The organism is Cupriavidus sp. 10L45, from assembly GCF_056395225.1.
The window spans coordinates 608,877-633,335 of record NZ_JBFTJC010000001.1 but is presented as its reverse complement, the minus strand read 5'-3'; the positions used below and the strand labels follow the sequence as shown (position 1 = coordinate 633,335).

21 protein-coding genes are annotated in these 24,459 nt (G+C 68.5%); 12 read left to right on the top strand and 9 right to left on the bottom strand.

What is annotated here, in order from left to right; translation table 11 throughout:
• Positions 1-71: 71 nt before the first annotated feature.
• The 5 genes from AC1DFU_RS02855 to AC1DFU_RS02835 are packed head-to-tail and all read right to left on the bottom strand — an operon-like array spanning position 72 to position 4,219.
• Positions 72-905 (bottom strand): SDR family NAD(P)-dependent oxidoreductase, encoded by an 834-nt coding sequence (locus AC1DFU_RS02855; RefSeq protein WP_441592874.1) that lies wholly within the window; start codon positions 903-905, stop codon positions 72-74.
• Positions 906-953: 48 nt separating this feature from the next.
• Positions 954-1,373, bottom strand: a complete 420-nt coding sequence (locus AC1DFU_RS02850; RefSeq protein WP_092297051.1) for a MaoC family dehydratase — start codon at positions 1,371-1,373, stop codon at positions 954-956.
• 13 nt (positions 1,374-1,386) lie between these two features.
• Positions 1,387-1,830 carry a MaoC family dehydratase N-terminal domain-containing protein gene (locus AC1DFU_RS02845; protein WP_092297048.1) on the bottom strand — a complete coding sequence of 148 codons (444 nt, stop codon included), beginning with the start codon at positions 1,828-1,830 and terminating at the stop codon, positions 1,387-1,389.
• Between the two features lie 28 nt (positions 1,831-1,858).
• Positions 1,859-3,052 (bottom strand): lipid-transfer protein, encoded by a 1,194-nt coding sequence (locus AC1DFU_RS02840; RefSeq protein ID WP_477159817.1) that lies wholly within the window; start codon positions 3,050-3,052, stop codon positions 1,859-1,861.
• A 30-nt stretch (positions 3,053-3,082) separates the two neighbouring features.
• Complete coding sequence (locus tag AC1DFU_RS02835; RefSeq protein ID WP_092297042.1) at positions 3,083-4,219, bottom strand: acyl-CoA dehydrogenase family protein; 1,137 nt, start codon at positions 4,217-4,219, stop codon at positions 3,083-3,085.
• A 250-nt stretch (positions 4,220-4,469) separates the two neighbouring features.
• Between AC1DFU_RS02835 and AC1DFU_RS02830 the strand changes: the two genes are divergently transcribed.
• From AC1DFU_RS02830 to AC1DFU_RS02820, 3 genes are read left to right on the top strand one after another with little or no spacing between them, the layout of a single operon-like run.
• Positions 4,470-5,609, top strand: coding sequence for an acyl-CoA dehydrogenase family protein (locus AC1DFU_RS02830; protein ID WP_092297040.1), 1,140 nt, complete (start codon positions 4,470-4,472; stop codon positions 5,607-5,609).
• Between the two features lie 36 nt (positions 5,610-5,645).
• Positions 5,646-6,833, top strand: a complete 1,188-nt coding sequence (locus AC1DFU_RS02825; RefSeq protein WP_092297037.1) for a lipid-transfer protein — start codon at positions 5,646-5,648, stop codon at positions 6,831-6,833.
• A 36-nt stretch (positions 6,834-6,869) separates the two neighbouring features.
• Positions 6,870-7,700: an SDR family NAD(P)-dependent oxidoreductase gene (locus tag AC1DFU_RS02820; RefSeq protein ID WP_092297035.1), complete on the top strand. Its 831-nt coding sequence runs from the start codon at positions 6,870-6,872 to the stop codon at positions 7,698-7,700.
• A 75-nt stretch (positions 7,701-7,775) separates the two neighbouring features.
• Here AC1DFU_RS02820 and AC1DFU_RS02815 read toward each other — a convergent pair whose 3' ends face one another.
• From AC1DFU_RS02815 to AC1DFU_RS02805, 3 genes are all read right to left on the bottom strand, one after another.
• Entirely contained in the window at positions 7,776-8,696 is a 921-nt protein-coding gene (locus AC1DFU_RS02815) for a TauD/TfdA dioxygenase family protein (protein ID WP_441592873.1), read from the bottom strand.
• A gap of 59 nt (positions 8,697-8,755) precedes the next feature.
• The gene (locus tag AC1DFU_RS02810; protein ID WP_092297031.1) at positions 8,756-9,841 is read right to left on the bottom strand and encodes a Zn-dependent alcohol dehydrogenase; all 1,086 of its coding nucleotides are present in this window, start codon (positions 9,839-9,841) and stop codon (positions 8,756-8,758) included.
• A gap of 162 nt (positions 9,842-10,003) precedes the next feature.
• Positions 10,004-12,811, bottom strand: a complete 2,808-nt coding sequence (locus AC1DFU_RS02805; RefSeq protein ID WP_441592872.1) for a winged helix-turn-helix domain-containing protein — start codon at positions 12,809-12,811, stop codon at positions 10,004-10,006.
• A gap of 287 nt (positions 12,812-13,098) precedes the next feature.
• Here AC1DFU_RS02805 and AC1DFU_RS02800 point away from each other — a divergent pair, with 287 nt between their 5' ends.
• From AC1DFU_RS02800 to AC1DFU_RS02765, 8 genes are all read left to right on the top strand, one after another.
• Complete coding sequence (locus tag AC1DFU_RS02800) at positions 13,099-14,061, top strand: tripartite tricarboxylate transporter substrate binding protein (RefSeq protein WP_092297028.1); 963 nt, start codon at positions 13,099-13,101, stop codon at positions 14,059-14,061.
• 87 nt (positions 14,062-14,148) lie between these two features.
• Positions 14,149-15,276 carry a CaiB/BaiF CoA transferase family protein gene (locus AC1DFU_RS02795; RefSeq protein ID WP_441592871.1) on the top strand — a complete coding sequence of 376 codons (1,128 nt, stop codon included), beginning with the start codon at positions 14,149-14,151 and terminating at the stop codon, positions 15,274-15,276.
• A 13-nt stretch (positions 15,277-15,289) separates the two neighbouring features.
• Positions 15,290-15,946 carry a hypothetical protein gene (locus AC1DFU_RS02790; protein ID WP_092297023.1) on the top strand — a complete coding sequence of 219 codons (657 nt, stop codon included), beginning with the start codon at positions 15,290-15,292 and terminating at the stop codon, positions 15,944-15,946.
• Positions 15,947-16,222: 276 nt separating this feature from the next.
• Entirely contained in the window at positions 16,223-17,371 is a 1,149-nt protein-coding gene (locus tag AC1DFU_RS02785; protein WP_092297020.1) for a porin, read from the top strand.
• 93 nt (positions 17,372-17,464) lie between these two features.
• Complete coding sequence (locus AC1DFU_RS02780) at positions 17,465-18,070, top strand: DUF2889 domain-containing protein (protein WP_441592870.1); 606 nt, start codon at positions 17,465-17,467, stop codon at positions 18,068-18,070.
• Positions 18,071-18,271: 201 nt separating this feature from the next.
• Positions 18,272-19,120, top strand: a complete 849-nt coding sequence (gene hpnD, locus AC1DFU_RS02775) for a presqualene diphosphate synthase HpnD (protein ID WP_441592869.1) — start codon at positions 18,272-18,274, stop codon at positions 19,118-19,120.
• Positions 19,121-19,198: 78 nt separating this feature from the next.
• Positions 19,199-21,217: a squalene--hopene cyclase gene (gene shc, locus AC1DFU_RS02770; RefSeq protein ID WP_441592868.1), complete on the top strand. Its 2,019-nt coding sequence runs from the start codon at positions 19,199-19,201 to the stop codon at positions 21,215-21,217.
• A complete protein-coding gene (locus tag AC1DFU_RS02765; RefSeq protein ID WP_477159846.1) occupies positions 21,214-21,912 on the top strand; it encodes a phosphorylase in 699 nt (232 codons plus the stop codon). The genes shc and AC1DFU_RS02765 overlap by 4 nt, the downstream gene beginning before the upstream one ends.
• Positions 21,913-21,944: 32 nt before the next feature.
• On the opposite strand, the gene AC1DFU_RS02760 is transcribed toward AC1DFU_RS02765, so the two are convergent.
• Positions 21,945-23,195: an Hsp70 family protein gene (locus AC1DFU_RS02760; RefSeq protein WP_092297010.1), complete on the bottom strand. Its 1,251-nt coding sequence runs from the start codon at positions 23,193-23,195 to the stop codon at positions 21,945-21,947.
• A 216-nt stretch (positions 23,196-23,411) separates the two neighbouring features.
• Here AC1DFU_RS02760 and AC1DFU_RS02755 point away from each other — a divergent pair, with 216 nt between their 5' ends.
• Positions 23,412-24,443 (top strand): Bug family tripartite tricarboxylate transporter substrate binding protein, encoded by a 1,032-nt coding sequence (locus tag AC1DFU_RS02755; RefSeq protein ID WP_092297006.1) that lies wholly within the window; start codon positions 23,412-23,414, stop codon positions 24,441-24,443.
• The last annotated feature ends 16 nt before the right edge of the window (positions 24,444-24,459 follow it).

The following is a 24,459-nucleotide window of genomic DNA, read 5'->3' as shown; positions in this document are numbered from 1 at the left end:
GTCACCAACCGAGAGGGGCGGTAGCGGCCTCTTGTCGGGCCGCTCTGTGGGTCTTCCGGGTGCAGCCGGGCTTAGAAATTGCCGCCGGGGCCACCACCGCAGTAGACGACCTGCCCGGACAGGAAGTTCGACTCCGGCGTGCAGAACAGATACACGGCGCCAGCCGCTTCTTCCGGCTTGCCGGCGCGGCCCAGCGGCGTCATGCGGCTCACGCCGTCGAGCATCGCCTGCTGCACACCGACCTTGATCTCGCGGCCTTCGATGGTGACGGTCTTGCTCTGGTCGCCGGCCAGTGCCTGCGTCAGGCGCGTTTCGATCAGGCCGAAGGCCACTGCGTTCACGTTGACCTTGAGGCGGCCCCATTCCTTGGCCAGGGTCTTGGTCATGCCCAGGATGCCGGCCTTGGCTGCCGAGTAGTTCGACTGGCCCGGGTTGCCGCCCGCCGCGCCGGACGAGATATTGACGATCTTGCGGAACACCTCGCGGCCCTCGGCCGCTTCGGCCTTGGCAGCGGCGCTGATCACCGGCTGGGCGGCGCGCAGGATGCGGAACGGCGCGGTCAGGTGGCAGTCAAGGATGGCATACCACTGCTCATCGGTCATCTTCTGGATGACGTTGTCCCAGGTGTAGCCGGCATTGTTGATGATGATGTCGATGCCCTTGTGGTGCTCGACGGCTGTCTTGACCAGGCGGTCGGCGAAATCGGGAGCAGTGACGCTGCCGACGCATGCCACGGCTTCGCCACCCTGCGCGCGGATCAGCTCCACCACTTCGGCGGCCGGATCGGCATCCAGGTCGTTCACCACCACGCGGGCACCTTCGGATGCCAGCTTCAGCGCCACTTCACGGCCAATGCCACGGCCCGAGCCGGTGACGATGGCGGACTTGCCTGCGAGTTTGCTCATGTCTGTTCTTCCTGTATCGATTCGTCTGGGGTGCGATGGGGAGCCGGCTTACTTCAGGGCGACGATGGCTTCGCCCAGCAGCTTGTCCTCGCCATACTGGTTGGCGCAGCGCAGCGCCACCTTCACGCGCTGCTCGCCATCGGCCTCGAATTTCTCGGTCACCACGCCGGTGCAGGTGGGCTGATTGCCCAGGTGCGTGATGCCGGTGAAGCGGATGGCCACATTGCGCACCTGCGTCTGCGGCACCCAGCCGGTCAGCAGGCGGCCCAGGTAGGCGGCGGAGAGCATGCCGTGCGCGAACACGTCCGGCATGCGCGCCTTGCGGGCGAAGTCCAGATCGATGTGGATCGGGTTGTGGTCGCCGGAGGCGCCGCAGTACAGCGCCAGCGTGGTGCGGTTGATCGCCGGCAGGGCCAGCGGCGGGAGTTGGTCGCCAACCTTCACATCGTTGAAACGGGGGGCTTGCATGGTCGTTGTCTCCTTAGCCACGGCGTTCCACGAGCGTGCCGCGCATGTCGGCCACGTGCTCGCCACGTTGGTTGGTCACACGCGTCGTGTTGACCACGAAGTGCAGCGCGCCGCCCTTCTTGTCGTACACATCGGTCACGGTGGTTTCGAAATGCAGCGTGTCGCCGGCGTAGGCCATCTGGTGATAGTCGAACGCCTGCTCGGCGTGCAGGATGCGCGCGAGGTCCAGCTTCAGCAGGCCCATGCGGTCCACGCCTGCCGAGACGTCACTGTTCAGGCACATCAGGAAGGTCGGCGGCACCGGCAGCGTGGGATGTCCGGCATCCCGCGCGGCGGCTTCGTCGGTGTAGATCGCATCGGTCTCGCCGATGGCCTTGGCGAAGAAGCGCAGGCGCCCCTTCTCGACCTCTATCGAGCCCTTGCCCAGGCCGAGCCCGATCATGCTCTTGTCTGCCATGTTCTTGTCTCCTCTTCGATTGGACGGTTCAGCCGCGGCCGTAGAGCGTCACCACGCAGGCGCCGCCCAGGCCGAGGTTGTGCTGCAGCGCGAGCTGCACGTTCTCCACCAGGCGCTTGTCGGCCGTGCCGCGCAGCTGGTTGGTCAGTTCGTAGCACTGGGCGAGACCCGTCGCGCCCAGCGGATGGCCCTTGGAGAGCAGGCCGCCCGACGGATTGGTGACGACCTTGCCGCCGTAGGTGTTGTCGCCGTCCATCACCATCTTCTCGGCCTCGCCCACCTTGGCGAACCCGAGCGACTCATAGGTCAGCAGCTCGTTGTGCGCGAAGCAGTCGTGCAGCTCGCAGACCTGGATATCGGACGGGCTCACGCCAGCCTGCTCGTAGACGGCCTTGGCGGCGTTCTGCGCCATGTGGAAGCCCACCAGGCGGATCATCGACGGCGGCGCGAAGCTGTCCGGCACGTCGGTGGTCATCGACTGCGCCAGGATGCGCACGTCGGTACGCAGGTTGTGCTTGCGCGCGAAGGCCTCGGTACAGACGATGGCGGCAGCCGCGCCGCACGTCGGCGGGCAGGCCATCGAGCGCGTCATCACGCCCGGCCACATCACCTTCTCGTTCATCACGTCTTCCGGCGTCACCACGTCGCGGAACACAGCGAGCGGGTTGTTGGCGGCGTGACGGCTGGCCTTGGCGCGGATTCGGGCGAAGGTCTCCAGCTTGGTGCCGTACTGCTCCATATGCTCGCGGCCGGCGCCGCCGAACAGCGTCAGCGCGCGCGGTACGCCGGCATCCACGGCGTCCTGGATCAGGTGGCCGCCAATCGCGGTGAAGCCATCGAGCGGACCCTCGCGGTCATCCCACTTGCCCTTGAGCGCGCCCGGCTGCATGAATTCGAAGCCCAGCGCCAGCGCGCATTCCACCGCGCCCGACTCCACGGCCTGGCGCGCCAGGAACAGCGCGCTGGAGCCGGTCGAGCAGTTGTTGTTGACGTTGACGATGGGAATGCCCGTCACGCCCACCTTGTACAGCGCGGCCTGGCCGCAGGTGGAATCGCCATAGACGTAGCCGACGAAGGCCTGCTGGATCTTGTCGTACGGCAGGCCCGCATCCTCGAGCGCCAGCTTCGCCGCCGTGGCACCCATCACGCTGTACGACTCGCTCTGGCCCGGCTTCTTGAACGGGATCATGCCGACCCCGGCAACCACTGCATGCTTTGACATTGCCTTGTCTCCTCGCTGGTCTTGTTGTGCTTACATCTTGCGCGTGATGAGTTCACGCATGACTTCATTGGACCCGCCATAGACGCGGGCGATGCGCATGTCCACGAACGCCCGGGCGATCGGGTACTCAAGCATGTAGCCGTAGCCGCCGTGCAGCTGCACCATGTCGTCGATGCACTTCCACAGCACCTCCGTCGAGTACAGCTTGGCGATCGCGGCTTCCTCGCCCGAGAGGCCCCGGCGCATGTGCTCGCCGAGGTAGTAGTCCACCATCGTGCGCAGCGCCACGGCATTCGCCTTGATATCGGCGAGCTTGAACTTGGTGTTCTGGAAGTCCCAGATCGTGCCGCCGAAGGCCTTGCGGTCCTTCACATACTCGACGGTCTGGGCGAGCAGACGCTCCAGCTTGGAGGCGGCGCCCACGGCGATGATGAAGCGCTCCTGCGCCAGGTCGTGCATCAGGTAGCCGAAGCCCTTGTTGACCTCGCCCAGCAGGTTGCTGGCCGGCACGCGCACGTTGTCGAAGAACAGCTCGGCGGTGTCCTGCGAGTGCATGCCCACCTTGTGGAGCTTGCGGCCCCGGCGGAAGCCCTCGCGGTTGGTCTCCACCATGATCAGGCTCACGCCCTTGGCGCCGGCGGCGGGATCGGTCTTGCAGATCACCATCACCATGTCCGAGATAAAGCCGTTCGAGATGAACGTCTTGCTGCCGTTGATGACCCACTCGTCGCCGTCCCGGACCGCCGTGGTGCGGCAGGCCTTGACGTCGGAGCCGCCGCCGGGCTCGGTGATCGCCACGGCGAGAATGGTCTCGCCGGCGCAGACGCCGGGCAGCCAGCGCTGCTTCTGCTCCTCCGTGCCCAGCCGCGCGATGTAGGGCGCGACGATGTCCGAATGCAGGCCGAAGCTCACGCTGACGCCCACGTCGGCCATTTCCTCGGCGATGATCGCCGCGTGGCCGAAGTCGCCACCGCCACCGCCATACTCTTCCGGCAGGGACGTGCCCAGCAAGCCTTCGCGCCCGGCCTTCAGCCAGGTCTCGCGGTCGACGATGCCGTCGGCCAGCCAGGATTCCTGACGCGGCAGACATTCACGCTCGAGGAAACGGCGCACGGTGGTGCGGAACTGCTCGTGATCTTCACGATAAACATTACGAACGACTTCCACGAAGACTCTCCTGTTCGGAATTGACAAGCGCCTGGCGGCTCCCGGGCTGCCTGCGGTGAGCGAAATGATGCGGGGCCGCATTGCGCACCACCCCTCCCCGAATCGGGTAGTCGCCACCGCCCTGCCCCCCGGCGCCGCGCCCCTCCCCAAACCGGGGAGGCCGCACCCCCCTTCCCCCCCTCCATCATCTCCGTCAGGCCGCGCGTGCCCCCAACGCCGCGCCGACCATAACCAGAAGAGGAGGTGTGCCGTGGAAGTAACCCGTACCGTTTTCCGTGAAGACCACGAAATGCTCCGTGAGAGCGCGCGGCGCTTCTTCGAGCGCGAATGCGCCCCGCGCCAGGCGCAGTGGGACGCGGACGGCCGCGTGGACCGCGAGAGCTGGCTGAAGGCCGGCCGCGAAGGACTGCTCTGCGTGGCCATCCCCACCGAATACGGCGGCGGCGGCGGCGATTTCGGCCACTCGGCGGTCGTGCTCGAGGAAACGCACCGCGCCGGGATCTCGGGCTCGGGGTTTTCCCTGCACTCGGACATCGTCGCGCCCTACATCGCGCGGCTGGGCACCGAGGAACAGAAGCAGCGCTGGCTGCCCGACATCTGCGCCGGCAAGACCATCCTCGCCGTGGCGATCACCGAGCCCGGTGGCGGCTCCGACGTCAAGGCCTGCCGCACCACGGCAGTCCGGGATGGGGACGAGTGGGTCATCAACGGCAGCAAGACGTTCATCTCGAACGGCACGAGCGCCGACATGATCATGGTGATCTGCAAGACCGATCCGGCGGCCGGCGCCAAGGGTGTCAGCCTGATCATGGTGGAGACCAACCGCGAGGGCTTCCGCCGGGGCCGCAAGCTCCACAAGGTGGGCCAGCCCGCCGCGGACACCGCCGAACTGTTCTTCGACAACGTACGCGTGCCGGCCAGCAACCTGCTGGGCGAGGTGAACCAGGGCTTCGGCTACCTGATGCAGGAGCTGGCCCAGGAGCGCCTGATCATCGCGCTCTACGCCGCCGTGGCGCTGGAGCGCCTGCTTGGCATCACGGTGGACTATGTGAAGGAGCGCAAGGCCTTCGGCGGCACGATCTGGGACTTCCAGAACACCCGTTTCAAGCTGGCCGACGCCAAGGCGCATGCCGTGGCCATCCGCACCATGGTCGACTACTACCTCGGCGAGCACCTGCGCCGCAAGCTGACCGTGAACGAGGCGGCCATCGCCAAGATGCACGCCACCGAGACGCTGTGGAAGTGTCTGGACGATATGGTCCAGCTCCATGGCGGCTACGGCTACATGCTCGAGTACCCCATCGCGCGGGCCTTTACCGACTACCGCGTCTCACGCGTGGTGGGCGGCGCCAACGAGGTCATGCGCGACCTGATTGCCCGCAAGCTGTAACGGCGGGCGGCTCCCCCCTATAGAGAGAGGATAGATATGAGCGAGAAAGTCATCATCGGCGGCGTGGGCATGATCCCGTTCGCCAAGCCCGGCGCGAGCGCCAGCTACACCGACATGGGCGCCGAAGCCGTGCGCCGCGCGCTGGCCGATGCCGGCATCGGCTACGAGCTGGTCCAGCAGGCTTATGCGGGGTACGTCTACGGCGACTCCACCTGCGGCCAGACCGCGCTGTACGAGGTGGGCCTGACCGGCATTCCCATCGTCAACGTCAACAACAACTGCTCGACGGGTTCCACCGCGCTGTACCTGGCCCGCCAGGCCGTGGCGCTGGGCGATGCCGACTGCGTGCTGGCGCTCGGCTTCGAGCAGATGCAGGCCGGCGCGCTGAAGTCCCACTGGGACGACCGCCCGCCCACGCGCGCGCGTTTCCAGCCGATCCTGAAGAAGCTGACCGAGGACGTCACGGACATTCCCCAGGCCCTGCGCAGCTTCGGCGGCGCGGGCCGCGAGCACATGCAGCGCTACGGCACGCGCATGGAGACCTTTGCCGCCATCCGCGCCAAGGCCAGCCGCCACGCCGCCAACAACCCGCTGGCGCTGTTCCGCAACGTGCTGACCACCGAAGACGTGATGAACGACAAGGTGATGTGGCCCGGCGTGATGACCCGCCTGATGGCCTGCCCGCCGACGTGCGGCGCCGCCGCCGCGCTGATCGTCTCGGAGCGCTTTGCCCGCAAGCACAACCTGCGTTCGGATGTGGTCATCGTGGCCCAGTCGATGACGACGGACCCGGTGGAATCGTTCGATCCGCCCTCGATGATCAGCTACGTCGGCGGCCATATGGCCCGCGCCGCCGCCAAGCAGGTGTACGAGCGTGCCGGCATCGGCCCGCAGGACATCGACGTATGCGAGTTGCACGACTGCTTCGCCCAGAACGAGCTGCTGAGCTACGAGGCGCTCGGCTTCTGCCCCACCGGCGAGGGCGAGAAGTTCGTGATGGACGGCGACAACACCTATGGCGGCAAGGTCGTGACCAACCCGTCCGGCGGCCTGCTCTCGAAGGGACACCCGCTCGGCGCCACCGGGCTGGCCCAGTGCTACGAACTGACCCATCAGCTACGCGGCACGGCCGACAAGCGCCAGGTGGAAGGCGCGCGCCTGGCCCTGCAACACAACCTCGGTCTTGGCGGCGCGTGCGTGGTCACGCTCTACGGCAAGAACTGACGCTACCCATCTACAAGAGACAAGAGGAGTCACACCATGAGCAGGAAACTGGAAGGCAAGGTCGCCATCGTCACCGGTGCGGGACGCGGCATCGGCCGCTGCATCGCGCTGAAATTCGCCAATGAGGGCGCCAGCGTGGTCGTCAACGACCTCGACGCCGCCCCGGCCAACGAAGTCGTGGCGGAGATCCGCGCCGCCGGCGGCCAGGCGTTGGCCTTTCCGTGCAACGTCACGGCGCCGGACTTCGGCGACCGCCTCGTCAAGGCCACGCTGGAATCGTTCGGCGGCATCGACATCATCGTCAACAACGCCGGCTACACCTGGGACAACGTGATCCAGAAGATGAGCGACGAGCAGTGGGACGCGATTCTTGACTGCCACCTCAAGGCGCCCTTCAACCTGCTGCGCGCCGCCCAGCCCTACTTCCGCGAGGCCAGCAAGGCCGAGGCGGCGGACGGCCGCGAGGTGTTCCGCAAGGTGGTCAATATCTCGTCGACCTCCGGCACGCAGGGCAACGCCGGCCAGGTCAACTACTCGGCCGCCAAGGCCGGCGTGATGGGCATGACCAAGACGTTGGCCCGCGAGTGGGGCCGCATGAAGGTCAACGTGAATTGCGTGGCGTTCGGCTTCATCGCCACGCGCCTGACCGAGCCGACCGCCGAAGAGAAGACCGTCAGCATCGAAGGGCGCGACATCAAGGTCGGCGTGAACCCGGACCGCATCGTGCAGGCCAGCAAGGAAATCGCACTGGGCCGCCCGGGCACGCCCGAGGAAGCCGCCGGTTCGGTCTTCATGTTCTGCATCCCCGAGTCCGACTACGTCACCGGCCAGACCATCATCTGCGGCGGTGGGCGCGGCGGGTTCTGATCCCCACGCTCCAATGAGAACGGGGCGCATGCCACTGCGGCATGCGCCCCGTTTTTCATTCCCTGCCCCGCGCGCTCAGACCGGGCGGTCGCCGATGATGGTGGCGCGGTTCATATGGCGCGGCGCCGGGAAGTAGTCCTGCACCGCATAGTGCTGCGTGGAGCGGTTGTCCCACAGCGCGATGGTGTCCGGCTCCCACTTCAGGCGCACCTGATACTCGGGCGCGGCGGCCTGGCGGAACAGGTATTGCAGCAGGTCCAGCTCTGCGGGACGGAAATCAGAGCCGATGCGGTACGGCTGCACCTTGCTGAAGTTGTCGAAATGGGTGGTGAAGCCTTCATTGACAAACAGGATCTTCTCGCCAGTCTCCGGATGGGTGCGCACCACCGGATGCACCATCGGCGGATACAGCTTGCGCAGTTCCTCGACCTTGGCGTCGGAGAGGGCCTGGCCGAAGGTCGGCATGGCGTCATGCACGGCGCGCAGTCGGGCGATCTTCGTCTTGATCTCGTCCGGCAGGTTCTCGTACGCCGCCACCATGTTCACCCAGATGGTGTCGCCACCCACCTCCGGGCAGCTCACGCAGCGCAGCATCGAGCCCATCGACGGCACCTGGCGCCACGTCACGTCGGAGTGGTAGAGGTTTTCGCGGCCACGCGCGCTGCCGTCACGGCCAAACACCACCAGTTCCGGGTGCTCCGGATGATGCGGGATCATCGGATGGACCTCCAGCTCGCCGAATCGGCGCGCGGCGGCCACGTGCTGCGCCGGCGTGATGTGCTGGTCGCGGAAGAACAGCACCTTGTACAGCAGCAGCGCGCGGCGCAGGGCGAGGTGGGTCTCTTCATCGAGCGGCCGGGCGAAGTCGATGCCGGTGATCTCGGCGCCGATCGTCGGGGTGGAGCGGCGCACGCCAAACGGCCAGGCTTCGGTGTCCTGGGCGGGGGTCCGCGCGGGGGGCGCGTCTTCGGCGACGGCGGTTGCTGCAGGTTGCATGGTTGTCTCCTCGTTTTATCGTCGTGGGAATGCAGCCCCGCGCGGACGTGCGGGGCGGTTTAGCTGTCGAACACGATCACCGAGCGCGCCAGTTCGCCACGCCGCAGCTCGTCGAAGGCCTCGTTGATCTGCTCGAGCCGCAGGCGGCGTGAAATCATCTGGTCGAGATGCAGCTTGCCCGCCATGTAGAAATCGACGAGGCGCGGCATATCCACCGGAAAGCGGTTGGACCCCATCATCGAGCCCTGGATGCGGCGCTCGTACAGCAGATGGAACGGATCGATCTCCAGCTTGGTGCCCGGCTTGATCATGCCGATGACGGTGGCGGTACCGCCACGCCGCAGCATGCCGAAGGCCTGCTCGGCAGTGGCTTTCAGGCCGATGCACTCGAAAGCGTGGTGCACGCCCTGCCCGGTCAGCTCCCGCACGGCCGCGACCACGTCGATGTCCTTCGCCTGGATCAGGTCCGTGGCGCCGAACTGCCGCGCCAGTTCCAGCTTGCTGTCGAGCATGTCGATGGCGATGATCCGCCCGGCGCCGGCCAGCGCCGCGCCGTTGATCGCGGCCAGCCCGATGCCGCCGCAGCCGATCACGGCAACCGTCTCGCCGGGCGCCACCTTGGCGGTGTTGACCACCGCGCCGGTGCCCGTGGTGATGGCGCAGCCGATCAGCGCGGCGCGGTCCAGCGGCATGTCGCGCCGGATCGCCACGCAGGCGTGTTCGTGCACCAGCATCTGCTCGGCGAAGGCCGACAGGTTGGCGAACTGCGGCATCGGCTTGTGCTGGTAGGCCAGGCGCGGCTCGTCGCCCTTGGACCGGCGGGTGTCGGGGGACTCGCACAGCGACAGGTGCCCGGTCAGGCAGTGCTCGCAGTGGCCGCAGTAGACCGACAGGCAGGTCACCACGTGGTCGCCCGGCTTGACGGTGCGCACCTCCGAGCCCACCTGCTCGACCACGCCGGCGGCCTCATGGCCCAGCACCACCGGCGCCGGGTGCGGAAACACGCCGTCGACGAAATGGAGGTCGGAATGGCAGACGCCGACGGCGCGGGTGCGAATCAGCACCTCGCGCGGGCCGGGCTTGGCGATGGCGATGTCCTCGATACTGAGGGGTTGGCCGGGACGATGGAATACCGCAGCTTTCATGGCTGAACCTCTAAATGCGATGGGACGGACAAACAGGCGGGCATGCCGAAAGAGATGCCGGAAGGACGCCCGCCCACGGATCTGGACGTTACAGCGGTGCGACGGCGTCACCCCTCCCCGGTACGGGGGGGTGGGGGGTGGCGGTGCAGCGGTACGGCGGAACTACTGGGAAGACGGACGGCTGGCGGACGGCTTGCCGCTGGCGGGCGCATCGGCGGCGAGGTCGCGCAGCAGCGCCACCGCCTCGTCGCGTCCGCTCACGCCCAGTTTCATGAAGATATTCTTGAGGTGCCACTTCACGGTCTCGGGCGAGACTGCCAGCGTGCGCGCCACCATCTTGTTCGACATCGCCTGGGAGATCAAGGTCAGCACCTCGGTCTCGCGCTCGCTCAGGGCCTTGATCGGCGCGGAGCGGCGGGCCGGCGCGGCGGGCGCCTCGCGCTCGCGCCAGCGGCCCGATGCCTCGAGCAGCCGCTTCGTATAAAACGCCAGTACGGGATCGAGCGTGCCTTCGGCCAGCACCGTGCGCAGCAGCGTGACGCCGCCCGAGGTGGCATCGAGCAGGCTGCGCAGCAGGCCCAGCCGGTGGCCCAGGCGCAGCGCCTCGACCAGATGTTCCCGCGCGGCACGGCCATTGCCCCGGCCGTTCTCGGCCACCGCGCATTGCATATGGACGATGGCGCCATGCCGGCCGCGCGACGCCAGCACCGGGCTGGAGAGCATCGGGTGGAGCCGGGCCAGCGCCCCGTCGAAATCATGCCGATGCAGGCACAGGCCGATGCAGGCCAACTGCGCGTGCGCGGCGATCTCCCACACATCGGTCCGGCCCGCGTTGACGGCGGCCAGCTTGCGCACGCGCTCGATGGTCGCCTCGGCCAGATCGGTCTCGCCTTCGCGCAACTGCCAGCGGGAGCGCACGTTGAGCGCCATCACCAGCAGGCGGTCGAGGTTGTTGCGTACCGCGTAGTCCTCCAGGCGGTCCAGGCAGGCCGCGGCCTCCAGCCGCCGGCCAGCCACGCGGTGCGACAGCGACAGCATCAGCAGCGCGCGCAGCGTCGCATCCGGCACCGACACCGTTTCCAGCTGGCCAATCCACCGCTCCAGCAGCGTGCAGACGGCGTCGATCTCGTTGAGTTCGTAGAACGTCTCGCTCAGCAGCACCGCCGCCATGTGGGCCACGCCGACGTACTCGGCGCCAAGCTGGTCGGCCTCGTGCAGCACCTGCCGGAACACGGGCTCGGCCTGGAGCATCCTGCCTTCGATCGACAGGCTCAGGCCGGACAGGCATCGCCCGATCAGGTTGCTGAGCATGCCGCCACCGCCGTGATGCGTGCCATCGGCCAGTATCTGGCGGGCGCGTTCGTACTCGCCCCGATGCATGTGCAGCCAGCCCAGCACGTTGGCGCGCGAGGTCAGCACGAAATCGTCGGCATCGGGCGGGGCGGCTTCGAGTTCGGGCAGCAGGGCCACTGCTGCGCCGATATCGTCGCGCATCAGCGCCATGGCCCCGCGCAGCACGATGACCGCGAAGCGCTCGCGGGCGCCCAGCGCGGCGGCCTGGGCTTCCAGCCGGGGGATGGCCCGCGCGGTGGCGTCCAGCCTGAGCGAGCGCAAATCCACGTGGGCCTGCATCAGCTGCAGCGCGAAGCGCGACTCGATCTGCGCGACGGGCAGCAGGCGCAGCAGGCCACTCAACTGGCGGAAACTACCGCGCGCAAGCAACTCGGGCGCGCAGGTCTGGATGGCGTCGGCCGCCGCGCCGGCCTCGCCGGCCATCACCGCGTGCCGGACCGCCTCCTCCACCTGCCCGCGCTGCTCGAACCAGCGCCACGCCGCCGCGTGCAGCGCATGCTGCCGGGCCTGCGGCATGCGCGCCACGCGCGCCAGCAGCACCTCGCGCAACAGCGGGTGCAGCCGATACCAGCTTTCATGGTCGTGGCCGCTGACCTGGATGATGAACAGGTTGCTGCTGTCCAGCCGCACCAACCGGGTGGTCATGCGCGCCACGGCGCGCGGCTCGCCCACCAGCGTGGCGCACAGCGGCGCGCAGAAGCGGCTGCAGATGGCCACGCAGGTCAGCAGTTCCTGGTCGTCCGTGCCAAGCTGGCGCAGCACCTCGTGCTCGAAATAATCGGCAAAGGCGCTGGCGTCGCGCAGCGTGCTGGTGGAACCGGGGAAGAAGCCCGGCGTGCCGGTGCCGTGCTTGGCCTTGATGTCGAGCGCAAACAGCTGCAGGCCGGCGATCCAGCCATCGGTCAGCTCGTGCAGACGGCGCGCGTCACGCGGCGAGATCTCGCCGAGCTGGTCGCGCAGGTAGGCTTCGGACTCCTCGGGGCTGAAGCGCAGGTCGCGCAGGTCCAGCGTGGCCACCAGTCCCTGCGAATCGAGCCGCGCCAGCGAGAGCGGCAACGCGGCGCGCGAACAGAGCACGATGTGCAGGTGCGGCGGCGCATAGTCGAACAGCCATTGCAGCATCTGCCAGATGCGGGCGTCCTCTAGGAGGTGCACATCGTCCAGGATCAGCACGAGGTCGCGGGGCTGCGCGGCAATGGCCTCGATCAGCGTGACCACCCAATGCTCGATGGCCGAGGCATCGCTGCCGTCGCCCACCAGCGACGCCGCGTCGCGGACGATGTCGGCATCGATCAAGCCGATGCTGGCGAGCAGGCAATCGAAGAAGCGGGCCGGATCGTCGTCCTCCTCGGACAAGGACAGCCACGCCACCTCGAAGCCGAGCGACACCAGCGACTGACGCCAGCTGACGAGCGCGGACGTCTTGCCGCACCCGGCCGGCCCCTGAACGATTACGCAGCGCTTGTGCCGCGCTTCGAGCAGGCGCGCCGCAAGGGCCTCCCGCGCCAGCGGGCGGCGGGCGGGCCGTGGCGGTACCAGCTTGGTACCGGCGATGGGCTCGAAGTTGCGCGCGGAAGCCTCCGACAATGGCTTCGGCGCCGGGTCATACGAAGACATGTGTGTCGATTGTGCCGGGCTCGTCACCCAGGCAGGAGTTCTGCGCGATGGGAAGTCCGCATTATAGAGACGCGCCACCGGCCGGACCATCGGGGTCAGTCTGGAGGCCGCGCCGCGCCTGGGTTTCCGGCGCGCACGGGGGCCCGGGCCTCCCCAACGTCCACCCGGACCGGGTGGGTCGTGACGCGCAGGCGCCGTGCATGATGGCGTCGGCGGCAGGGATCCCCTTCCCGCCGCAGCGCCAAAAATCACGATGCGCGGCCTGACCGCGCCGACCAGGAGACACGATGTTCAAGAAGACCTGCATGCTCGTACTGGCATGCCTCGCCCAGGCCGCGGCGGCGCAAGCGCCCTACCCCAACCGCCCGATCACCTTCGTCCTGCCGTTCACCCCGGGCGGCGCCGCCGACATTGTCTCGCGCGCGCTGGCCGATGACATGGGCAAGCGCCTCGGCCAGCCGGTCATCGTCGAAAACCGTCCCGGCGCGTCCGGCATGATCGGCACGAATGTGGTGGCCAAGGCACCTGCCGATGGCTACACGGTCAGCATCACACTGACCCAGGCGATCCTGAACAATCAGTTCCTGTATACGAAGCTGCCGTACGACACCCGCAAGGAACTGGCCTTCGTCACCGAGATCTGCACCGCCGGCGTGTTGCTGGTGGCCAGCCCGAACGTGCCGGCCAAGGACATGAAGGAGTTGCTGGACTGGACCGCGCACCACCACGCCAGCTTCGGCTCGTGGGGGGTGGGCTCCTACGGCCATCTGGTCAGCTCGCACCTGGCCCGCACGCGCAAGGCCGACATCACGCACGTAGCCTACAAGGGCGAGGCACCGATGATCCAGGACCTCGTGGGCGGCCAGATCGACCTCGCCTTCGTCTCCGCCTTCGCCGCCAAGCCGTTCGTCGAAACCGGCAAGCTCAAGGTGCTGGCGGTGGCGTCGGACCGCCGCCTGCCCGGCCTGCCCAACGTGCAGACGCTGGCCGAGGCCGGCCTGACCGATCCGGAGTTCCAGGTCACCGGCCGCGTGGTGATGATGGTGCCGGCCAACACGCCCGCCCCGGTCGTCGAAAAGCTGGAAAGTGCTGCACGCGCCGCGATTGCCTCGGAGCCGATCCGCGCCCGCATGCGCGCCATCGCCATGGAGCCGATCGGCAACAGCAGCAAGCAGGCGCTGGCCAACTACGAGGCGATGTACCCGGTGCAACAGCGGCTGGTGATGAGCACGGGCGCCCGGCTGGACTGACCCCGCTACCTACCCGATGCGGGGGGGAGGGGGTGGGAGGGCCTGACCGTAACCTAGGCCCCTCCTTTCATCCAACGGTAGAAACACATGTTGTCTGGCATCAGGATCGTGGAAATCTGCGGTATTGGCCCGGGGCCGTTTTGCGCCATGCATCTGGCAGACCTCGGCGCGGATGTGATCGCGGTGGAACGCAGCCTGCCCGCGGGCACGGGTACGGGCACGCCACCCCCCGCAGGCAACGTGATCAACCGCGGCAAGCGCTCGGTCGTGGCCGACCTCAAGACGCCGGAAGGCCGCGAACTGGTGCTGCGCCTGATCGAGGACGCCGACGCGCTGATCGAAGGCATGCGCCCCGGCGTGATGGAGCGCCTGGGCCTGGGCCCCGATGCCTGCCACGCGCGCAATCCCCGCCTGGTCTACGGCCGGATGACCGGCTGGGGCCAGTCCGGCCCGATGGCGCAGGCCGCCGGGCACGACAACAACTACATCTCGCTGTCGGGCGCGCTGTACTACAACGGCGGGCCGGTCGAGCCGCCCTCCTCCGCCATCACCGTGGTGGGCGACATCGGCGGCGGCGCGCTGTATCTGGCGATTGGCCTGCTGTCCGGCATCCTCAACGCGCGCGCCACGGGCAAGGGCACGGTGGTCGATGCGGCCATCGTCGACGGCTCGGCGCACATGCTGCAACTGCTGCTCGCCACGCAGGCCAAGGGCTTCGTCACCGGCCAGCGCGGCGACAACATCTTCGACAGCTCGCATTTCTACGCCACCTACCGCTGCGCGGACGGGCACTGCATCACGGTCGGGTCGATCGAGCCGCAGTTCTACGCGCTGCTGCTGGAAAAGCTCGGCGTGGCCGAGGATCCGCGCTTCGCACGGCAGTGGGACCGCAAGCGCTGGCCGGAACTGCACCGGCACTTCGCGGAACTGTTCGCCAGCCGCACCCGCGCCGAATGGAGCGCGCTGCTGGAGAACACGGACGTCTGCTTCGGCCCGGTGCTGAGCCCCGAGGAAGCGGCCAGGCACCCGCACAACGTGGCGCGTGGCGTCTATGTGGAGAGCGAAGGCCGGCTCCAGGCCGCGCCGGCGCCGCGCTTCGACGGCGAAGCGCGCCAGCCCGGCGCCATCCCGACGCACGGTCAGCATACGGCCGAAATCGCGGCCGGGCTGGCGCAAGGCGCCGCCAGCGTCTGGCGTTCTTCCGCCAAGGCTTGAGCGGAGCGTTGTGATGGCGAGTGCAACCCAACGCGGCGCCGCGCCGCAACCGGCCGGGCGCCTCCAGCCGAAGCTGTCCGCCCTGATCGCGGAGGTGCGCGCGGTGCGCGATGAACTGGACCGCACGCTGGCGCGGCATGGCATGCCCAGCCGCGATGCGGCGGCCTCGCGCGCGCGGCTGCTCGACCAGTGGATCCGGCAGGCGCAAGGCCGGCGGCAACTGGTCTGCCTGGCCTGCGGCGCGGAGCAGGGGCTGCTCCAGCAGGGGCATCTGGAGATCGGCCGGCGCACCGCCGCCGGCACCACGGACCGCGCCCTGCGCGCGCTCTACTGGGCCAGCGTGCAGCGATGGAGCCGCGCGCCGGGCAGCCGTCCGATGCGCGACGACACCCCGGCGACGTCTGTGGCAGCGCCATCGACATCGCCAGCCGTCGCGCCCGACATGTGTGGCGACTGCGACGACCTGCGCCAGGACATCCGCCGCTATACCCCGCATGCCGAACTGGCGCGGGACGGCGTCAACGAGCCGCCCCGGCCCCATGGGGCGGCCGAATGCCGGTATCGCTGCGGCACCTGCGCCACGCAATGGGTGCGGCGCGTGCCCCCGTTCGAACCGTTTGCCGTCTGGGCCGTGGTACCCGCCCGGCATGCGGCCCCGCTGTACCGCTGAAGCTTTCCTGAACAGGCCCTCCATCGCTGGATGTCGGTTCCGGCGATGGCCTTTACTCCGACCTCAGGGTCGGATTTTTTTTGGGCGGTGTTGGGCAAGACAGCGTGCGAAGGAGGTAAGGGTCTGCACGGATGGGTAGTGCGCAAATGCCACAGTCCGCCCATCGGGAGTGGGCAGGTTTGAAGGGCATCCGCGCTTTACTGTGCGTGCGCCGTGAAAGCGGACGCGCAGCCAGCCAATGCGCTGGTTCCTAGAACGATAAGGAGACCCTCAAGCATGAAACGGAAGTTCATTACCCTGGCAGCGCTGGCCCCGCTCGCGATCACGGCCCATGCGCAGACGAGCGTCACGTTGTATGGCGTGGTCGATGGTTCCATCGAGTACGTCAACCGGGTCGCCGCCTCGGCCGCCACGCCCAACCAGGGCGGCAGCCGCGTCGGCATGCCCTCCGTGGGCGGTCTGTCCGCCTCGCGCTGGGGCCTGCGTGGTGTGGAAGACCTCGGCGCCGGCAACCAGGCGCTGTTCGTGCTCGAAAGTGGCTTCCAGTGGGATAGCGGTTCCCTGCAGGGCGTACCGCTGTTCAATCGCCAGTCGTTCGTCGGCCTGCAGAACGATGCCTTCGGCAAGCTGACCTTCGGCCGCCAGTACACCTCGTTCTTCGAGGGCATGGCCAACTTCGCGCCGATGCGCTTCGCCGCCACGTACGAGCCGGGCATCTGGTGGATGGGCCTGAACTACCGCGAAGACAACATGGCCAAGTACATCGGCAAGTGGGGCCCGATCCAGGCCGCCGCGCACTTCTCGTTCGGCACCGGCGTGGCCGTGCAGAACGCCGCCATCGCCCTGGCCAACGGCGGCGCCGGCGAGGTGCCGGGCAACTTCAAGGACAACACCGGCTACGGCGCCTCGCTGATGTACCTGAACGGCACCGGCCTGGGCCTGGCGATTGCTGCCGACGAATGGCGCCCGGCGGCGCAGGTCGGCGCACCGGGCAAGATGACCAAGCTCGGCGCGGCGGGCCTCTACAACACCGGCCCGTTCAAGTTCACGCTTGGCTATCGCTACAACAAGGGCGAGTTCGCCAGCGGCGCCACGCTGCTGCGTGACGACTACTGGTGGGCGGGCGTGAACTACCAGGCCACGCCGGCCTGGGGCCTCTCGCTGGCCTACTACTACGCGGACGTGAAGGGCGCGCGCGCCACGGCCACAGCAGCCGAGACCAATCCGCCCAATATGCAGCAGGTCACCTTCACCACCACCTACAACTTCAGCAAGCGCACCGACGTCTATATGTCGGTCGGCTACGCCCACAACGGCGGGCTGAGCTTCGACGGCCTGGCCACGGCCTACGCCTTCAAGTACCCGACCATGTCTGGCCAGCAGAACATGGTCGGCGTCACGATCGGCGTGCGCCAGATCTTCTGACCGCCCCCCGGCCACCCGTTCTTGGGGGGACCCCCACCCCCCCGGGAACGGCATCATCCCTGACAGACCCCCACAGTCCCAAGGATGACGACCATGGCCAACGCCGTACCAGACGCCACCACGCCCCCCGGCCGTACGCTGCGGCATACCCGCAGCATCCTGTGCCGCGGCTACCTGCGCGACGATGGGCGCTACGACATCGAGGCCGAGATGCAGGACATCTCCGCCGTCGCCACCGAGCTGCCGTTCACCGACCTGCCCGCCGGCGGCCACCTGCACCGGATGCACCTGACCATGACCGTCGATGCCGGCATGGTGATCCACCACTTCGCCGCCCGTACCGAGACCGGCCCCACGCCTTACTGCGCCGAGATCAACGCCGCCTACGCCACCCTGATCGGGCTGCACATCGGCAAGGGCTTTCATCAGGCAGCCCGGCAACGGCTGGCCGGCGTGCGCGGTTGCACGCACCTGACCGACCTGCTCGGCCCGCTGGCCACCACGGCGATGCAGACCATGATGTCGATCCAGCGCGAGGAAACGCCCTGGCACACCAAGCTCCACGGCAGCACCCCGCTGCCCCAGCCCTGGGTGCTGGATACCTGCCACGCCTACCGCCTGGACGGCGAGGCCGCCCAGGTTATCTGGCCGATGCACCGCCGGGCAGCGCCGGTACGCGAGTCCACGCCGCAAGAGTGATCGTCCATCCACATATAGTGCGGATTTCGCCACATCGCTCGCTTGCAATGAAGTTGTTATAATCGCCCGACTTCAAAAAACTCCGAATCCGCGCCCCGCCCGCGGCTCCGTCCGCTCAGCGCCATCCCGCAGTTTCCATGGCAGTCCACCGGACGGCGTCTGACAGGCCCCGCGGACCCGACAAGCGTGCCGAGGAAACCCGTGGCCGGTACTGAAATCGCAACGCCAGGCGCCCCGCTCGCGGGAGCCGCCGTGTCATCGGGCAGCTCGTTCCACACGGCCATGCGCATCCTGCCCGCCTCCCAGCGGCAGGCCATGTTCGAGATCTACGCGTTTTGCCGCGCCGTGGACGATATTGCCGATGGCGACACCCAGCACGCCGACCGTCTGGCCGCGCTCGAGCAATGGCGCGCGGACATCGCCGCCTGCTACGCCGGCCGGGCGCCCGCCGCGCTTGAGCCGCTGAATGTGCAGATTCAGGCATTCAACCTCCAGCAGCAAGACTTCTGCGACGTCATCGACGGCATGATCATGGACGTCGTGTCGACCATCGTCGCGCCGGACGCCGCCACGCTGGACACCTATTGCGACCGCGTGGCCAGCGCCGTGGGCCGGCTGGCCGTACGCGTGTTCGGCATCGACGAAGCACCCGGCATTGCGCTGGCGCACCATTTGGGCCGCGCGCTGCAGCTGACTAATATCCTGCGCGATATCGACGAGGACGCCGGCATCGGCCGCCTGTACCTGCCCGCCGAGGCGCTGGCCGCCGCCGGCATCCCGATCGGCACGCCGCACGCGGTGATCCATCACCCCGCCATCGGCACGGTCTGCCAGGGCCTGGCGCGGGAAGCGCAGGCTCACTACGACGCCTCCGCCGCCATCATGGCGCGCTGCCCGGCGCGCGTGGTGCGCTCGCCGCGCATCATGTTCGAGGTCTACCACGGCATTCTCACGCGCCTGCTGGCGCGTGGCTGGCAGCCGCCGCGCACGCGTGTGCGCGTGCCCAAGGCCAAGCTCGTGTGGATCCTGCTCCGGCATGCCATTGCCTGACCCGACACACCTAATATGGAAGAGGATGGGCCGCCGCCCGGCGCGCCATCCGCAGAGAGAGAAGTGCCCCCAGAATTGATGAACCAGGCCGCAACGATCACCCGCCCCGAATTCGCCACCACCGACGCGCTGGCCGCCAGCGTGAACCGGCTCGCCCAGCCTGCCCTGCCGGACCCGCTCGACGCCGGCATCGCCCATGCCGTGGATACCCTGCTCGCCCAGCAACAGGCCGATGGCCACTGGGTCTATGAGCTGGAAGCCGACGCCACCATCCCGGCCGAATACATCCTGATGGTGCATTACCTCGGCGAGCAGGCCGACCCGGTGCTCGAGGGCAAGATCGCCAACTACCTGCGCCGCATCCAGAACGCCGATGGCGGCTGGCCGCTGTTCCACGCGGGCGCCTCCGACATCAGCGCCAGCGTGAAGGGCTACTTCGCGCTCAAGATGGCCGGGGACGACCCCGAGGCCGCGCACATGCGCCGCGCCCGCGCCGCCATCCACGGGATGGGCGGCGCCGAGGCGAGCAACGTCTTCACGCGCACCCTGCTGGCCCTGTACGGCGTGATGCCGTGGCAGGCCGTGCCGATGATGCCCGTGGAAATCATGCTGCTGCCGCAGTGGTTCCCGTTCCATCTCTCCAAGGTCTCGTACTGGGCGCGCACGGTGATCGTGCCGCTGCTGGTGCTGAACAGCCTGCGTCCGCGGGCGCGCAACCCGCGCAAGATCGGCATCGACGAACTGTTCCTGCGCCCGGCCCAGTCCACCCGGCTGCCGGCGCGCGCGCCGCACCAGAGCCCGCTCTGGGTGGGCGTGTTCCGCGCGCTGGACGCCGTGGTGCGCGTGGCCGAGCCGCTGTTCCCGCGCAGCCTGCGCGCGCGGGCCATCGAGCGCGCCCGCACGTTCACCGTGGAGCGCCTGAACGGCGAAGACGGCCTCGGCGCCATCTTCCCGGCGATGGTCAACTCGGTGCTGATGTTCGACGTGCTCGGCGTGCCCGAGAGCGACCCGGACCGCGCCATCGCGCGCCGCTCGATCGACAAGCTGCTGGTCGTCCGCGACGATGAAGCCTATTGCCAGCCGTGCCTGTCGCCGGTCTGGGACACTTCGCTGGCCAGCCACGCGCTGCTGGAAGTGGGCGAGCCGCGCGCCATCGCCGCCGCCGTGCGCGGCCTGGACTGGCTGGTGCCGCTGCAGGAACTCGACCTCAAGGGCGACTGGATCGTGCGCCGCCCGGACGTGCGGCCCGGCGGCTGGGCCTTCCAGTACGCCAATGCCCACTATCCGGACGTGGACGACACCGCCGTGGTGGCCGCCGCGATGGACCGCGCCGACAAGGGCGACCGGACCGACCGCTACAAGACCGCCGTGGCGCGTGCCTGCGAGTGGGTCGTCGGCATGCAGAGCAGCAACGGTGGCTGGGGCGCCTTCGAGCCCGAGAACACCCATCTCTACCTGAACAACATCCCGTTCGCCGACCACGGCGCGCTGCTGGACCCGCCCACGGCCGATGTCTCGGCGCGCTGCCTGGCCATGCTCTGCCAGCTCGGCCAGATGCCGGCCAACAGCGAGCCCGCCGCGCGCGCGCTGCGCTACCTGCTGGACGAGCAGGAAGCGGACGGCAGCTGGTTCGGCCGCTGGGGCACCAACTATATCTATGGCACGTGGAGCGCGCTGTGCGGCCTGAACGCCGCCGGCATCGGCGCCAACGCGCCCGAAGTGCAGCGCGCGGCCAAGTGGCTGCTGTCGATCCAGAACCCGGACGGCGGCTGGGGCGAGTCGGGCGACAGCTACAAGATCGCCTATCGCGGCTACGAGCGCGCGCCGAGCACGGCCTCGCAGACCGCCTGGGCCATGCTGGGCCTGATGGCAGCCGGCGCCGGCGACCATCCGGCGGTGGTGCGCGGCGTGGAATTCCTGCTGCGCACGCAGGCCAGCCATGGTTTCTGGGACGAGCCGTATTTCACGGCCGTGGGCTTCCCGCGCGTGTTCTACCTGCGCTACCACGGCTATGCACGCTTCTTCCCGCTGTGGGCGCTGGCGCGCTTCCGCAACCTGCTGCGCGAGGGTAACCACGCCGTGGCGTGGGGCCTGTGAGCCCCGCCCACGCCCCGGTGCTGGCGGTGAGCGGCATGCGCTTCGAGGCGCAGATCGCAGCCGGCCCCGGTATCGAAACGCTGTACGGCCGCCGTGACGCCGCGCTGGCGCGGGCCCTCGACCAGGCATTGAAGCATGGCCGCGCGGGCGGCTTCGCGGGGGTGATCAGCTTTGGCGTGGCGGGCGGGCTCGACCCGACGCTGCCGCCGGGCACGGTCATCGTGGCCACCGGCGTGCGCGCTGGCGCCGAATCGTTCCGCACCGACCCGTTCTGGAGCGCCGCCCTACGCCGCGCGCTGCCGCAGGCGGTGCCCGGCCTGCTGGCCGGCGCCGACACCGCCGTGACCACCGTGGCGGACAAGGCCGCGCTGCATGGCCTGCACGGCGCGCTGGCGGTAGACATGGAATCGCACATCGCCGCCCGCATAGCCCGCGCGCACGGCCTGCCCTTCACCGCGCTGCGCGTGGTGGTGGACCCGGCCGACCGCCCCGTGCCACCGCTGGCCGTGGCCGGCATGGGCGCCGATGGCAGCACCGATATCGGCGCCATCCTCATCGGCCTGCTCAAGGCCCCCCATCACCTGCCCGGCCTGCTGCGCCTGGGCCAGGACGCCGCGGYAGCCCGCCGCGCGCTGCAAGCCGCCCGCCGGGCGCTGGGCGAGGAATTCGGCTTGCCTGCGTCGGCGCTGGCTTAGGACTCGTCCTAACCGGCGACCGGCCAACCAACTCAGCCAAACTTCCGCGCCGCATCGCGCGCGAGGCCTGAGCCGATGCCGCCGAACAGATCCCCTTCCACGCGCTTGGCGCCCGGCAGCAGTTCCGCCAGGCGCTGGCGCAGCAGCGGCACGCTGCTGGAGCCGCCGGTGAACAGGATCGTATCGACCTGATCCGCCGTCACGCCGGCTGTGTCCAGCATGTGGCGTACCGTGCTCTCGGTCTTCGTCACCAGCTTGGCGATGGCGCCATCGAAGTCATCGCGCGTAATCAGCAGCTGGGTGTCCGGGGCGATGCGGTGCAGGTCCACCCAGGTCTTTTCTTCCTCGGACAGCGCGATCTTGGCCGCCTCTACCTGGATGGCGAGCCAGTGGCCGGCGCGGTCCTTGATCAGCCGGATCAGGCGGTCCAGCTTCTCGGTCTCGGCGGCGTCACGGTAGTTATCCATCACCAGCGACCACGCCTTGCGCGTGTAGAGCAGGTTGATGGTGTGCCAGCTCGCCAAATCGAAATACTGGCTCGACGGCATTTCCTTGCCGTTGCGTAGCTGGCTGCCCAGCCCCAGCAGCGGCATGGCGCTGGCCAGGCTCAGGGCGCGGTCGAAGTCGGTCCCGCCGATATGGACACCGCCGTTGGCCAGGATGTCGGCCTTGCGGTCGAGCTTCTTGGCGCGGTCCGGTGACAGCCGCACCAGCGAAAAGTCGGACGTACCGCCGCCAATGTCGGCCACCATCACCAGTTCCTCACCCGAGATGCCGGCCTCGTAGTCGAACGCGGCGGCAATCGGCTCGTACTGGAACGCGATCTCCTGGAAGCCCGCCGCGCGGGCGATCTCGCCCAGCGTGTCCTCGGCCAGTTGATCGGCCTTGGGGTCTTCGTCGATAAAGAACACTGGCCGGCCCAGCACCGCCTTGGTGAACGTGGTGCCGGCCGCCAGTTCGGCGCGGCGTTTCAGTTCGCCGATGAAATGGGCCAGCAGCTGGCGGAAGGGCATGGCCTGGCCCATGACCTCGGTGCTGTCGTCCATCATCGACGTGCCGAGCAGGCTCTTGAGCGAGCGCATCAGCCGGCCCTCGTAGCCGGCCAGATAGTCGCCCAGCGCGGCGCGCCCATAGCTGACCAGCGGGTCCTCGGCATGGAAGAAGATCACCGACGGGAGCGTGGTCTTGCCATCTTCCAGCGGCAACAGCACCGGCTGGTGGGGGCGCAGCCAGCCTACCGTGGAGTTGGACGTGCCGAAGTCGAGACCGCAAGCGTGGGACATTGTTCTGCCTACCTTTCAATTCTGGGCCGCTATTGTAGTGGAGCCGGACGGCTCAGGCAGACGCAATGGCCATGCCCACCCCCTCGTCATTGCCGACTTGACATGCCCCGTCGCGTCCTCCTATCCTTCGCGTGTTCCTTCTTTAAGATCGATGTTCTATCTTACAGAACTTCTCAAAGCACATCCGGACACACGAAAACCGCAGGAGACACCCGCATGTTCCGTTCCGCCCCGATCCGTTCCCGCCTTCGTTCCCGCCTCCGTTCCAGCCTTCCGTTGCCGGCCCGCGCGCTGGCGGTGACGCTGCTTGCGGCCCCGCTGCTGACCGGCGCTCCCGCCGCGCTGGCCGCCGATGCCTGGCCGAACCAGCCCGTGCGGCTGGTGGTGCCGTTCCCGCCGGCTGGCGGCACGGACGTGCTGTCGCGCCTCGTCTTCAACAAGGTCGGGGCGGCCACGCACTGGACCGTGGTGGTCGAGAATCGCGCCGGCGCCGGCGGCAATATCGGGCTGGATACGGTGGCCAAGGCCCGCGCGGACGGCTACACGGTCGGCATGGGCCAGACCGCCAACCTCGCCATCAATCCGTCGCTCTATCCCAAGATGCCGTACGACGCCGTCCGCGACTTCACGCCCGTGGTGCTGGTATCCGCCCAGCCGGTGGTGGTGATCGTGCGGCAGGATGCGCCGTTCAAGACGCTGGCCGATCTGGTGGCGGCGGGCAAGGCCAAGCAGTTGTCGATGGCCTCGGCCGGCACCGGCACCGTGGGCCACCTGACCGGCGAGATGTTCCAGCGCCGCGCCGGCATCAAGGCGCTGCACGTGCCGTATAAGGGCGCCTCCCCGGCGCTGACCGACCTGATGGGCGGCCAGACCGACTTCTACTTCGCCACGCCGCCCATCGCCCTGCCGATGCTCAAGGCCGGCAAGCTGCGCGCGCTGGCCGTGACCTCCGCCAAGCGCCTGCCGCTGCTGCCCAACGTGCCCACCGTGGCCGAACAGGGCTACGCCGGCTTCCAGGCCGAGGACTGGAAGGCGCTCGTGGCGCCCGCCGGCACGCCCGCCGAGGTGGTGCAACGCCTGAACGCCGAGGTGAACAAGGCCCTGAAGGACCCGGACACCGTGGCCAGGCTGCGCGAGGAAGGCAGCGAGCCGCGCGGCGGCAGCCCCGCCGACCTGGCCAGCGTCATCAAGGCCGAGAACACGCGCTGGGGCACCATCGTGCGTGAGTCCGGCGCCAAGGCTGAGTAATCTTTTCAAGGCAGGA

Bases quoted from the DNA above. Each gene is read 5' to 3' on its own strand.
- AC1DFU_RS02820 (WP_092297035.1), top strand. From the start codon at position 6,870: ATGAGCAGGAAACTGGAAGGCAAGGTCGCCATCGTCACCGGTGCGGGA.
- AC1DFU_RS02850 (WP_092297051.1), bottom strand. From the start codon at position 1,373: ATGCAAGCCCCCCGTTTCAACGATGTGAAGGTTGGCGACCAACTCCCG.
- AC1DFU_RS02815 (WP_441592873.1), bottom strand. From the start codon at position 8,696: ATGCAACCTGCAGCAACCGCCGTCGCCGAAGACGCGCCCCCCGCGCGG.
- AC1DFU_RS02790 (WP_092297023.1), top strand. From the start codon at position 15,290: ATGGCGAGTGCAACCCAACGCGGCGCCGCGCCGCAACCGGCCGGGCGC.
- AC1DFU_RS02785 (WP_092297020.1), top strand. From the start codon at position 16,223: ATGAAACGGAAGTTCATTACCCTGGCAGCGCTGGCCCCGCTCGCGATC.
- AC1DFU_RS02795 (WP_441592871.1), top strand. From the start codon at position 14,149: ATGTTGTCTGGCATCAGGATCGTGGAAATCTGCGGTATTGGCCCGGGG.
- AC1DFU_RS02760 (WP_092297010.1), bottom strand. From the start codon at position 23,195: ATGTCCCACGCTTGCGGTCTCGACTTCGGCACGTCCAACTCCACGGTA.
- AC1DFU_RS02755 (WP_092297006.1), top strand. From the start codon at position 23,412: ATGTTCCGTTCCGCCCCGATCCGTTCCCGCCTTCGTTCCCGCCTCCGT.
- AC1DFU_RS02825 (WP_092297037.1), top strand. From the start codon at position 5,646: ATGAGCGAGAAAGTCATCATCGGCGGCGTGGGCATGATCCCGTTCGCC.
- AC1DFU_RS02805 (WP_441592872.1), bottom strand. From the start codon at position 12,811: ATGTCTTCGTATGACCCGGCGCCGAAGCCATTGTCGGAGGCTTCCGCG.
- AC1DFU_RS02855 (WP_441592874.1), bottom strand. From the start codon at position 905: ATGAGCAAACTCGCAGGCAAGTCCGCCATCGTCACCGGCTCGGGCCGT.
- AC1DFU_RS02840 (WP_477159817.1), bottom strand. From the start codon at position 3,052: ATGTCAAAGCATGCAGTGGTTGCCGGGGTCGGCATGATCCCGTTCAAG.
- AC1DFU_RS02845 (WP_092297048.1), bottom strand. From the start codon at position 1,830: ATGGCAGACAAGAGCATGATCGGGCTCGGCCTGGGCAAGGGCTCGATA.
- shc (WP_441592868.1), top strand. From the start codon at position 19,199: ATGAACCAGGCCGCAACGATCACCCGCCCCGAATTCGCCACCACCGAC.
- AC1DFU_RS02800 (WP_092297028.1), top strand. From the start codon at position 13,099: ATGTTCAAGAAGACCTGCATGCTCGTACTGGCATGCCTCGCCCAGGCC.
- AC1DFU_RS02810 (WP_092297031.1), bottom strand. From the start codon at position 9,841: ATGAAAGCTGCGGTATTCCATCGTCCCGGCCAACCCCTCAGTATCGAG.
- AC1DFU_RS02780 (WP_441592870.1), top strand. From the start codon at position 17,465: ATGGCCAACGCCGTACCAGACGCCACCACGCCCCCCGGCCGTACGCTG.